The organism is Streptomyces sp. NPDC059906 (assembly GCF_042730645.1).
GTDB classification, from domain to species: Bacteria; Actinomycetota; Actinomycetes; order Streptomycetales; family Streptomycetaceae; genus Streptomyces; species Streptomyces rubrogriseus.
On record NZ_JBHWKU010000004.1, the window covers coordinates 167588 to 179037 of the forward strand.

7 protein-coding genes, 1 tRNA gene and 2 pseudogenes are annotated in these 11450 nt (G+C 70.9%); 7 read left to right on the top strand and 3 right to left on the bottom strand.

What is annotated here, in order from left to right:
- Positions 1-72: 72 nt before the first annotated feature.
- The 5 genes and pseudogenes from ACFV9J_RS08460 to ACFV9J_RS08480 all read left to right on the top strand — a co-directional run bounded on the left by ACFV9J_RS08460 (position 73) and on the right by ACFV9J_RS08480 (position 6172).
- Positions 73-423 (top strand): chorismate mutase, encoded by a 351-nt coding sequence (locus tag ACFV9J_RS08460; protein ID WP_385351703.1) that lies wholly within the window; start codon positions 73-75, stop codon positions 421-423.
- Positions 424-552: 129 nt separating this feature from the next.
- The gene (pepN, locus tag ACFV9J_RS08465; protein WP_385351706.1) at positions 553-3051 is read left to right on the top strand and encodes an aminopeptidase N; all 2499 of its coding nucleotides are present in this window, start codon (positions 553-555) and stop codon (positions 3049-3051) included.
- A gap of 166 nt (positions 3052-3217) precedes the next feature.
- A pseudogene (locus ACFV9J_RS08470) lies at positions 3218-4186 on the top strand (pyridoxal phosphate-dependent decarboxylase family protein); the annotation flags it as partial.
- 187 nt (positions 4187-4373) lie between these two features.
- Positions 4374-4763: pseudogene (locus tag ACFV9J_RS08475) on the top strand (aspartate aminotransferase family protein); the annotation flags it as partial.
- On the top strand, positions 4760-6172 hold the full coding sequence (locus ACFV9J_RS08480; RefSeq protein ID WP_385352222.1) for a lysine N(6)-hydroxylase/L-ornithine N(5)-oxygenase family protein: 1413 nt from the start codon (positions 4760-4762) through the stop codon (positions 6170-6172). The pseudogene ACFV9J_RS08475 and the gene ACFV9J_RS08480, both read left to right, overlap by 4 nt.
- Positions 6173-6209: 37 nt before the next feature.
- Here the strand turns inward: ACFV9J_RS08480 and ACFV9J_RS08485 are convergent, their stop codons facing one another.
- A complete protein-coding gene (locus tag ACFV9J_RS08485; protein WP_385351708.1) occupies positions 6210-8018 on the bottom strand; it encodes a bifunctional metallophosphatase/5'-nucleotidase in 1809 nt (602 codons plus the stop codon).
- A 214-nt stretch (positions 8019-8232) separates the two neighbouring features.
- Here ACFV9J_RS08485 and pyk point away from each other — a divergent pair, with 214 nt between their 5' ends.
- Complete coding sequence (pyk, locus tag ACFV9J_RS08490; RefSeq protein ID WP_385351711.1) at positions 8233-9669, top strand: pyruvate kinase; 1437 nt, start codon at positions 8233-8235, stop codon at positions 9667-9669.
- Here pyk and ACFV9J_RS08495 read toward each other — a convergent pair whose 3' ends face one another.
- Together ACFV9J_RS08495 and ACFV9J_RS08500 are read right to left on the bottom strand one after the other, a co-directional pair.
- Positions 9670-10446, bottom strand: a complete 777-nt coding sequence (locus ACFV9J_RS08495; RefSeq protein ID WP_385351714.1) for a transcriptional regulator — start codon at positions 10444-10446, stop codon at positions 9670-9672.
- 106 nt (positions 10447-10552) lie between these two features.
- Positions 10553-10627: transfer RNA gene (locus ACFV9J_RS08500), tRNA-Leu, on the bottom strand.
- A 100-nt stretch (positions 10628-10727) separates the two neighbouring features.
- On the opposite strand from ACFV9J_RS08500, the gene ACFV9J_RS08505 reads away from it, so the two are divergent.
- The gene (locus tag ACFV9J_RS08505) at positions 10728-11384 is read left to right on the top strand and encodes an ANTAR domain-containing response regulator (protein ID WP_385351718.1); all 657 of its coding nucleotides are present in this window, start codon (positions 10728-10730) and stop codon (positions 11382-11384) included.
- Positions 11385-11450: the final 66 nt, after the last annotated feature.

The following is an 11450-nucleotide window of genomic DNA, read 5'->3' on the forward strand; positions in this document are numbered from 1 at the left end:
CGAGGACCGTACGGCGTTCAGCGCCTGAGACGGTCTGCGACACCCGGGCCCCCGCCCGTAGGGTGTGCGCCCATGACCACCAGCAACACCGGTACCGGTGCCGTCGAACCCGCCGTCCGCGAGGAGCTGGCCCGGCTGCGGGACAGCATCGACAACATCGACGCGGCCGTCGTCCACATGCTCGCCGAGCGCTTCAAGTGCACCCAGCAGGTCGGCCACCTCAAGGCCCGCCACCAGCTGCCGCCCGCCGATCCGGCCCGCGAGGCCCAGCAGATCGCCCGGCTGCGCACCCTCGCCGAGAGCGCCAAGCTCGACCCGGCGTTCGCCGAGAAGTTCCTGAACTTCATCGTCGCCGAGGTGATCCACCACCACGAGCGCATCGCGGAGAGCAACGCCGCCGGCCGGGCACCGGCCACCGACTGAGACCGGGTGCGCCCCCGCCCACGGGGGCGCACGCCCAGGGAGTGCGACGGCCGGCGCGACGGACCGGACATACCGCGCGTACCGAACCGCCTCTGTGCCCTGCCCACCGCATCAGGCAGCATGTCGTGCATGTCCGTACTGACGCGCGACGAAGCGCAGACCCGTTCCCGGCTCCTCGACGTCCACCACTACGCGATCGACCTCGATCTGACCCGTGGGGACGAGACCTTCGACTCCCGGACCGTGATCCGGTTCACCGTCCGCGGCGACACGGCCGGCACGGACACGTTCGTCGAGGTCAAGCCCGCGGAGCTGCGCGCCGTCACCCTGGACGGACACCCCCTGGACCCGGCCGCGCTCGACGAGAACCGGCTGGCGCTGAAGGGACTCACCCCCGGCGAGCACGAACTGCGCGTCGACGCCGCCATGCGCTACTCCCGCACCGGCGAGGGCATGCACCGCTTCACCGACCCCAGCGACGGCGAGACCTACGTCTACACCCAGCTCTTCCTGGACGACGTGCAGCGCGTCTACGCCGCCTTCGACCAGCCCGACCTCAAGGCCGTCTTCGACCTCGCCGTGACCGCCCCCGAGGGCTGGACCGTCCTCGCCAACGGCGTCACCGAGCACACCGGCGACGGCCACTGGAAGGCCGCCACCACCCCACCGATCTCCACCTACCTCGTCGCCGTCGCCGCCGGCCCCTGGCACTCCGTGCGCACCGAGCACCGCGGCCTGCCCTTCGGCATCCACTGCCGCCGCTCGCTCGCCCCGCACCTGGACACCGACGCCGACGAACTCCTCGACGTCACCCGGGCCTGCTTCGACCGCTACCACGAGAAGTTCGACGAGCCCTACCCCTTCGACTCCTACGACCAGGCGTTCGTCCCCGAGTTCAACGCCGGCGCGATGGAGAACCCCGGCCTGGTCACCTTCCGCGACGAGTTCGTCTTCCGCTCCGCCGTCACCGACACCCAGCGCCAGACCCGCGCCATGGTCATCGCCCACGAGATGGCCCACATGTGGTTCGGCGACCTCGTCACCCTGCGCTGGTGGGACGACATCTGGCTGAACGAGTCCTTCGCCGAGTACATGGGCTACCAGACCACCGCCGAGGCGACCCGCTTCACGGACACGTGGACCGACTTCGGCGTCACCCGCAAGGCCTGGGGCTACGACGCCGACCAGCGCCCCTCCACCCACCCCGTCGCCCCCGAGAACGTCCAGGACACCGCCTCCGCCCTCCTCAACTTCGACGGCATCTCCTACGCCAAGGGCGCCTCCGCCCTGCGCCAGCTCGTCGCCTGGCTCGGCGAGAAGGACTTCCTGGCCGGCATCAACATCCACATCGAGCGGCACAAGTTCGCCAACGCCTCCCTCGCCGACTTCATCGACTCCCTGGCCGCCGCCACCGACCGCGACGTCCACGCCTGGGCCGACGCCTGGCTGCGCACCACCGGCGTCGACAGCCTCCTCCCCGGCGTCACCGGCGACAACGGCAGCCGCACCCTCACCGTCCACCGCACCGGCGAGCGCCCCCACCGCATCGCCGTCGGCCTCTACGACCAGAACCCGGACCACGAGGGCCGCCTCACCCCGCGCGAACGCCTCGACATCGACGTCCCCCAGACCGAGCCCCGGCCCATCGGCAAGCTCCCCGCCCTGGTCGTACTCAACGACGGCGACCTGAGCTACGCCAAGATCCGCTTCGACCCCGACTCCTTCCGGACCGTCCGCGACAGCCTGTCCGGCCTGCCCGACCCGCTCACCCGCGCCGTCGTCTGGAACGCCCTCAGGGACGCCGTCCGCGACGGCGAACTCCCCGCCACCACCTACCTCGACATCGCCCGCACCCACCTCCCGCACGAGAGCGACCTCGCCCTCGTCGACGGCGTCCTCGCCTTCGCCGCCGGCCAGATCGCCGACCGCTACGCCACCCCCGAACAGCGGCCCGCCGCCCTCAACACCCTCGCCGACCTCTGCCGCGACCTCATCCGCCGCACCGAGGACGGCGACCACCCCGGGCTGCGCCTGATCGCCGTACGGCACCGCATCGCGACCGCCGCGCACCCCGACACCATCGCCGCCTGGCTCGCCGACGGCACCGTCCCCGGCGGACCCGAACTCGACCCCGAGCTGCGCTGGCGCATCCTCACCCGGCTCGCCGTCCTCGGCGCCACCGACGAGGCCGCCATCGCCGCCGAGCTGGCGAACGACCCGAGCGCCACCGGCCAGGAGGGCGCCGCCCGCTGCCGCGCCGCGCTCCCGGACGCCGAGGCCAAGGCCCGCGCCTGGGAGGCCATGTTCGCCTCCGACGACCTCTCCAACTACCTGTTCACCGCCACCGCCCAGGGCTTCTGGCAGCCCGAACAGGCCGACCTCGTACGCGACTACGTACCGCGCTACTACACCGAGGCCGTCGCACTCGCCGCCCGCCGCGGCCCCGCCATGGCCGACGCCGCCGGCCGCTGGGCCTTCCCCGCCCACGCCGTCGACGCCGACACCCTGCGCCTGGGCCAGGAGTGCCTCGCCGACGCCGACCCGATCCCCGCCCTGCGCCGCAAGCTCACCGACCAGCTCGACGACCTGGCACGCGCCCTGCGGGTACGGGAGGCGACCACGGACTGACCCGCCCGCGGCCGGTCCCCCCGCGCGGCGCTGCGGGACCGGCCGTGTCCCCGGTCGAGAGCCGCCCGGATACCCCTTTCGGGTTGTGATCACTGCGCTGTCCGGGCGTACGCGCCCGGGCACGTGGAAGCTGGAACCCCAGCCCCCCGTGCCCGGAGGACAGCTCATGGGCATGCCGCCCCTCGCCTCGGGCCCGCACGGCGCCGACGCCCTGCGGCCCCTGCTCGACACCGTCCTCGACGCCCTGCGCGCCGGCACGGCCGCACGCGGCGGCCCGCTGCCCGCCGGCGGCCCCCGCGCCGTCGCCGCCCGGGTGGCGGACGCGGCCGGCGACATCCTGCCCGGCCGGGGCGACCCCGAGGCCCTCCGCGTCCTGGTCACCGCGCTCGCCGAAGGCGCCGCCGACCCCGCCCACCCCCGGTGCGCCGCCCACCTGCACACCCCGCCGCTCGCCGTCGCGGCCGCCGCCGACCTCGCCGCGAGCGTCCTCAACCCCTCCCTCGACTCCTGGGACCAGGCACCCGCCGCCTCCGCGCTGGAAACCCTCGTCACCCGCGCCCTCGCCCGGGAGACCGGCGCCGCCGACGCCCTCGTCACCACCGGCGGCACCGAGTCCAACCAGCTCGCCGTCCTCCTCGCCCGCGAGCGGCACGGCGCCGGCCTGCGGCTGGTCCACGGGGCGGGCGCCCACCACTCGCTGCCCCGCGCCGCCTGGCTGCTCGGCCTGCCCGAGCCCGTCGTCGTCCCCACCCCCGCCGGCACCCTCGACCCCGCCGCCCTCGACGAGGCCCTCACCCACGTCCCCGGCCCGCACCTCGTCGCCGCCACCGCCGGCACCACCGACGCCGGACTCATCGACCCACTGCCCGAGATCGCCGCCCGCTGCACCGCCCACGGCGCCCGCCTCCACATCGACGCCGCCTACGGCGCGGGCCTCCTGTTCAGCGACCGGCACCGCGCCCGGCTCACGGGACTGGAGGCCGCCCACACCGTCGCCCTGGACCTGCACAAGCTCGGCTGGCAGCCGATCCCCGCCGGCCTCCTCACGGTCACCGACGCCGACGACCTCGCCGCCCTCCACCACCGCGCCGACTACCTCAACGCCGACGACGACACCGACGCCGGCCTGCCCGACCCAGGGCCTGCCCGGCGGATCATGCCGCAGACGCGGGGTCTGGCACACGCATCTGCGGCGTTGTCGTCGGTTGCCGACGCTCCGCGTCGACGCCCTCCTCCGCCTTGCAGATGCACGCACCAGACCCCGCTCTCCGGCGCTGACCGGGTACTGCCGATTTCCTGCGACCTGCTCCGCCGGGCAGGCCCTCCTCGGGCGCTCCCCGCGCACCAGCCGCCGCCCCGACATCCTGAAGACCGCCGTCACCCTCAAGACCCTGGGCCGCACCGGACTGGGCGCCCTCGTCGACGCCGTCTGCTCCCTCGCCCAGGAGTTCGCCGACCTGGTCGAGACCCACCCCGGGTTCGAACTGCACGCCCCGCCCACCATCAGCACGGTCCTGTTCCGCCCCGCCGGAGCGAGCGACGACACCGTCGCCGCCGTACGCCGCGCACTGCTCACCACCGGCCGCGCCGTCCTCGGCCGGGCCCGCGCCGACGGCCGGCTCTGGCTCAAGGCGACCCTCCTGAACCCCCACACCCGCCCCGACGACCTCGCAGCCCTCCTGACGCTCGTGGAAGGACACGTCCCGCGATGAACACCCCCGCGCACCACACCCCCGACGCCCCACGCGACCTCGTCGGCATCGGCATCGGACCCTTCAACCTCTCCCTCGCCGCCCTCGCCGACCCCCTCACCGGCCTCGACGCCGTCTTCTACGACCAGCGCCCCGACTTCCGCTGGCACCCCGGCCTGCTCATCGACGGCGCACGCGTCCAGGTGCCCTTCCTCGCCGACCTGGTCACCCTCGTCGACCCGGCGAGCCCCTGGACCTTCCTCAACCACCTCAGGGCCAGAGAACGCCTCTTCCCGTTCTACTTCGCCGAGCGCTTCCACATCGAGCGCGCCGAGTACGACGCCTACTGCCGCTGGGTCGCCGAGCACCTGCCCGCCCTGCACTTCCACCACCAGGTCGACGCCGTGCGCTGGAACCCCGAACGCGACCTCTTCGAAGTCGACTACACCCAGCTCGACACCGCCGGAGAGGCAGAAGCCCTCGGCCGCACCCACACCAGGAACGTCGTCCTCGGCGTCGGCACCGAACCGCACGTCCCCGACCCGCTCAGACCCCTCGTCGAAGACCCCGCCGTCCCCGTCGTCCACGCCGCCGACTACCTCCGCCACCGCGACACGCTCCTGGCCGCCGGACACGTCACCGTCATCGGCACCGGCCAGTCCGGCGCCGAGGTCTTCCTCGACCTGCTCCGCCACCGCCCCGCCGGACGGGAACGGCTGCACTGGCTCGGCCGCACCGGCGCCCTCGCCCCCATGGAGTACTCCAAGCTCGGCCTGGAACACTTCACCCCCGACTACACCCGCTACTTCCACGGCCTGGCCGAACCGGTCCGCGACCGCCTCGTCGCCGCCCAGTGGCAGCTCCACAAGGGCATCGACGCCGACACCACCGCCGCCATCCACGATGAGCTGTACCGCCGCACCCTCGACGGCGGCTGGCCCGACACCACCCTCACCCCCGGCGTCCACGTCCGCACCGCCGGACGCCTCGCCGCCACCCAGATCGAACTCCACCTGGAGCACGAACAGCAGAAGACCCGCTCACGCCTCACCACCGACGCCGTCGTCCTCGCCACCGGCCACCGCGAACGCCCCCTGGGCCGCCTCCTCGCCGGCCTCGACCCCTACATGCGGCGCGACAGCTCCGAACGCCCCCGCGTCGACGACCGCCACCGCCTCGTCCTCGACCCCTCCGTCACCGGCCACGTCTACGTCCAGAACGCCGAGACGCACACCCACGGTGTCGGCACACCCGACCTGGGCCTCGCCGCCTGGCGCAGCGCGACCATCCTCAACGACCTCACCGGGCGGGAGCCGTACCCACTGCCCGCCCGCACCGCCTTCACCACCTTCGGCCTGGACGGCGGCCTGCCCCAGATCCCCTCGGCGCGCCACCACCGGGCACTGACCCCCCTGGCGGACGGGATCTAGGGATCCAGGGATCCAGGGCCGCCTCGGGCCCCGCGCGTCAGAACACGGGCACGCCCTCGCGCGTCAGCGACCAGTCCGCGGACGCGAAGTCCTTCGGATCCAGCACACCCTTCGCGGTCGCCCACTCCGCGATCCGCGTGCGGATCTCCGTCGACTCCGACCACAGCTCCTTGGCCGACGCCACATGCGGGAAGGCGCCGCCGCCATTGGCCCGGTAGTTGTTCACGGCCAGCACGAACTGCTGGGCGTCGTCCAGCGGGGCACCGCCGTACGTCAGATTCCTGATCCGCGAACCGGCGGCCTGCGCCACGTCGATCTCGTACGCCAGCCCCGACACGTAGTCGTAGTTGTAGTCCGGGCGGCCGTTCGCGTTGGTCAGCTTGTCCACGTCCACCGGCGCACCGGCCGCCGTCCGCACGTAGTACTCCGCCGAGTACTCCAGGTACGCCCGCAGCTGCGCGCCCGTCAGCAGCTTCGCGACCAGCGTGTTGTCGTACACGTACAGGCTCGAGAGGTCCCGGATCGTCACATCGCCGGCCGGGATCTCGGAGGACCGCGAGAACGGCGACGCCTGCGCAAGCACCGGCAGCGCGGCGTACTCCGTACCCGCCAGCGCCTCCTTGACCACGTCCTCCTGCACCTTGGTGATCAGGTCGATGATCGGGGCGTCCTTGTACCGCGCCTCGACCGTCGTCAGCGTCTCGGTCGCCGTGCCGACGACCTGGTTGACGTACGCCACGACCTTCTCGTGCTCGTCCGCCAGCAGCTTCGTGATCCTCGGGTCGTCCTCGACCGCGTTGGAGTTGCGCAGCGACGCCTTCACCGACTCGACGTGCCAGCGGCCCCGCTCGAAGACCAGCTCGAAGTCGAACAGGGTGAGCCGTTCGGCGAAGCACAGCGGCTCCGACAGCACGACCGTCCTCCCGGTCTCCTCGTTGACGACCTTCAGCTCGGCGATCTCCTCGTGCGCGTGCCCGACCAGGATCGCGTCGATGCCCGGCACCAGCCGGGCCACGTTCGCCGCCGCGTTCTCGACGTACGGGACCTGGTCACCGTAGGAGGACGTGCCCGACGAACCCGAGTGCGCCGAGACCACCACCACGTCCGCGCCCATCGAACGCAGCCTCGGCACCCACTTGGCCGCCTGCTCCTCAAGCCCCGGAAAGGCCAGCTTCCCCTGCACGTACGCCTTGTCCCAGATCGCGATGCCCGGATTGGTCAACCCCAGCACCGCCACCTTCACCGGCGGCGCGCCCTTCACCCGGAACGTCTTCATGAAGTACGGCGGGAAGGCGGGCTTCAGGGTCTTCGCGTCCACCGCGTTCGCTCCGAGCAGCGGGAAGTCGCACTGCTCCTCGAACCTGCGCAGCGTCTCGATGCCGTAGTTGAACTCGTGATTGCCGAGCGCCACCGCGTCGTAGCCGATGACGTTCATCGCCTGCGCCATCGGGTGCACCGGACCGCCCTCGGCGGTGATCGGGTCCACCTTCGCGTAGTAGTACGTCAGCGGGGTGCCCTGGATGGTGTCGCCCGCGTCCACCAGCAGCGTGTTGCGGCGGCCCTTCTCCTCACGGACCTGGTCCACCAGGGTGGAGATCCGGCCGAGGCCCTGGGCGTTGCCCGCCGCGTCCGTGTACTCGGCGTCCTTGAAGTAGTCCCAGTTGAAGACGTGCCCGTGCAGGTCGGTGGTGCCGAGCACGGTGAGCGCGTACCGCTTGGGCTTCCGGTGGCCCCGGTGCGCGGGGGCCGCGGCCTCGGCCGCCGGAGCCGCCGCCGCACCGGCCAGGGCGACCCCCGCCCCCGTCACGGCGGACCTGCTCAGGAACTTCCGGCGGTTCAACGGCATGACTGACTCTCCTCGGGGACCCGTGCAGACAGTGGCAACGCGCGTAGATTCTGTCCTGAACATGCCTCCTGTCAAGGGGTGGCGGACCATCCGAATGCTCATCGGAGCGGCAGTGCGCACAATTCAACACTTGTCAATAACCCTTTACTCAAAGGTTGTTGAGTGGTCATGCGTGGCCAATTCGCTACCCGGCAGTAAGTCATAGGCTCGAACCATGCGCCGAGCAAAGATCGTCTGCACTCTTGGGCCCGCCACCGACTCGTACGACCAGATCAAGGACCTGGTCGACGCCGGAATGGACATCGCCCGCTTCAATTTCAGCCACGGCACCCACGCCGAACACGAAGAGCGCTACCACCGTGTCCGCAAGGCGTCCGACGAGACCGCCCGCAGCGTCGGCACCCTCGCCGACCTTCAGGGCCCGAAGATCCGCCTCGGCCACTTCGGTGAAGGACCCGTACTCCTTGAACGCGGCGACGGCTTCACCATCACCGTCGAGGAGGGCGTCGAGGGCGACCGCCACATCTGCGGCACCACCTACGCGGGCCTGGCCGAGGACGTCACCCCCGGTGAGCGCATCCTCGTCGACGACGGCAAGGTCTGCCTGGAGGTGACCGGCGTCGACGGGACCCGGGTGCGGACGCGGGTGATCGAGGGCGGTATGGTCTCCGACCACAAAGGCCTCAACCTGCCCGGCGTCGCCGTCTCCGTACCCGCCCTCTCGAAAAAGGACGAGGACGACCTCCGCTGGGCGCTGCGGGCCGGCTTCGACGTCGTCGCCCTCTCCTTCGTCCGCAGCGGACGCGACATCCTCGACGTCCACCGCATCATGGACGAAGAAGGCCGCCGCCTCCCCGTCATCGCCAAGGTCGAGAAGCCGCAGGCCGTGGAGAACATCGAGGACATCGTCGCCGCCTTCGACGGCATCATGGTCGCCCGCGGCGACCTCGGCGTCGAAATGCCCCTCGAACAGGTGCCCATCGTCCAAAAGCGCGCCGTCAAGCTCGCCAAGCGCAACGCCAAGCCGGTCATCGTCGCCACCCAGATGCTCGACTCCATGATCGACAACGCCCGCCCGACCCGCGCCGAGGCCTCCGACGTCGCCAACGCCGTCATCGACGGCACCGACGCCGTGATGCTCTCCGGCGAGACCAGCGTCGGCAAGCACCCGACCGACACCGTGCGCACCATGGTCCGCATCGTCGAAGCGGCCGAGGAAGACATCCTCGCCAAGGGGCTCCCCCCGCTGACCGAACGCAACAAGCCCCGCACCCAGGGCGGTGCCGTCGCCCGCGCCGCCGCCGAGATGGGCGACTTCCTCGGCGCCAAGTTCCTGGTCGCCTTCACCCAGTCCGGCGACACCGTCCGCCGCCTCTCCCGCTACCGCTCACCCATCCCGCTGCTCGCCTTCACCCCGGAACCGGCGACCCGCTCCCAGCTGAGCCTGACCTGGGGCGTGGAGACCTTCATCGGCCCGCACGTGGACTCCACGGACGCGATGGTCGACCAGGTGGACGAACTGCTCACCAAGTACGGCCGCTGCGAGAAGGGCGACGTCGTGGTCATCACGGCCGGCTCCCCGCCGGGGGTGTCCGGCACGACAAACCTGGTGCGGGTGCACCACATCGGGGAGGACGACAGTCCCAAGTGATCAGTACTTGGGGCCGACGTGCACGTCCATGAGGGCAACGGAGGCTTTGCGGGCTACGGAGATGTTGTACGCGTTGCCGTGGCGGGTGCAGCGCGTCCACTCGACGCCGAGAGAGTCGAGGGTGTCGGTGTACAGGAGGCGGATGTCGGCCGACACGTTGGTGAAGAAGTACCGGGGATATTCGTAGCGCTTGAGTACCCCGCCGACGCTCCTCTGGGTCCAGTTGGTGATACGGCAGCCGTCGGAGTGGATGAGGCCCCGGACGAACGCCCAGGGGTGAGCGTCGACGATCGCCTGTTGCCAGGGTTCGAGAACGATCCGGCGATCGTGCTTCTTGCCGGGGCCGTGTTGAGGGAAGAAGCAGGGCCAGTGTCGGCTGTAGCCGACCACAGAGGTGTATCCGACGGCCTGGACCCGGTGGGCCTTGCCGCTGGGGTTGATGGCCTCGATGGCGGCAGCGCACGCATCGATGAGGCCGGGCCACGCATCGGCGCACGCGATCCGGAGGAAGTAGCCCGACCGCACGCCGGGACTGATGCAGCCATCTCCGAGATAAAGGCCTAGCAGGTAGGCGTATGCCGCCTGGTTCCGGGGCGGCTCGGCTGTTGGGCCGCACAGCGAGCAGAGTGTTTGCCGCATGCGTGGCAGAGGCTCGATGCGCGCCTGCCACGAGCGGATGGCAGCGCGGGATATGCCGGTCGTTTTGCTGACCGAGTTGAGGCTTTGTCCTTGTGCCACCAGTGCCAGTGTTCGCTCGCGCGTGCTCATGTCGTACATGCGACCACTTTGCGAGTGTGGGAATTGCGACGCGCAGTAAAAAATGGATGTTCACGAGAACGTGGACATCCACTTGCTGATGACAACCTTGGAAACGAAGGAAAAGTGCCCCGGGTCGGACTCGAACCGACACTGTATGGGTTTTGAATCCATTGCCTGCTGCCAATTGGGCTACCGGGGCCCGCGGAATCGAAGGTTTCCCCCGACCCTCCGCGCGTACACCTTACCGCAGCTAGGTAGGCTCTTGTCAGCAGTACCCCTGCCCCGAACGAGGAGCCCACGTGACCGCCCCCGAGTCGCCCCAGCCCGTAGACGTGCCCGACGACGACCAGTCGCACGTTCCTCCGCTGACGACCCGTGTTGTCATCGCCGAGGACGAGGCCCTGATCCGGCTGGATCTCAAAGAGATGCTGGAGGAGGAGGGGTACTCCGTCGTCGGTGAGGCCGGTGACGGTGAGCAGGCCGTGGAGCTGGCCCGCGAGCACCGGCCCGACCTGGTGATCCTCGACGTGAAGATGCCCAAGATGGACGGCATCTCGGCGGCCGAGAAGATCGCCGAGGAGAGCATCGCGCCGGTGTTGATGCTGACCGCCTTCTCGCAGCGCGACCTGGTGGAGCGGGCCCGGGACGCCGGGGCCATGGCGTACCTGGTGAAGCCGTTCAGCAAGAGCGACGTCGTGCCGGCGATCGAGATGGCCGTCTCGCGGTTCACGGAGTTGAAGGCGCTGGAGAAGGAGGTCGCCGACCTCAGCCTGCGCCTGGAGACCCGCAAGCTGGTGGACCGAGCCAAGTCGGTGCTCCAGACGGAGTACGGGCTGACCGAGCCGGCCGCCTTCCGGTGGATCCAGAAGACCTCGATGGACCGGCGGATGTCGATGCAGCAGGTGGCCGAGGCGGTTATCCAGGACGCGGAGGAGAAGAAGGCGTCCAAGGGCTGAGGCCCGCCCCGACGTACGAGTGAGGCCCGCGTCCCCGGTGTGGGGGCGCGGGCCTCAGCCGTACGG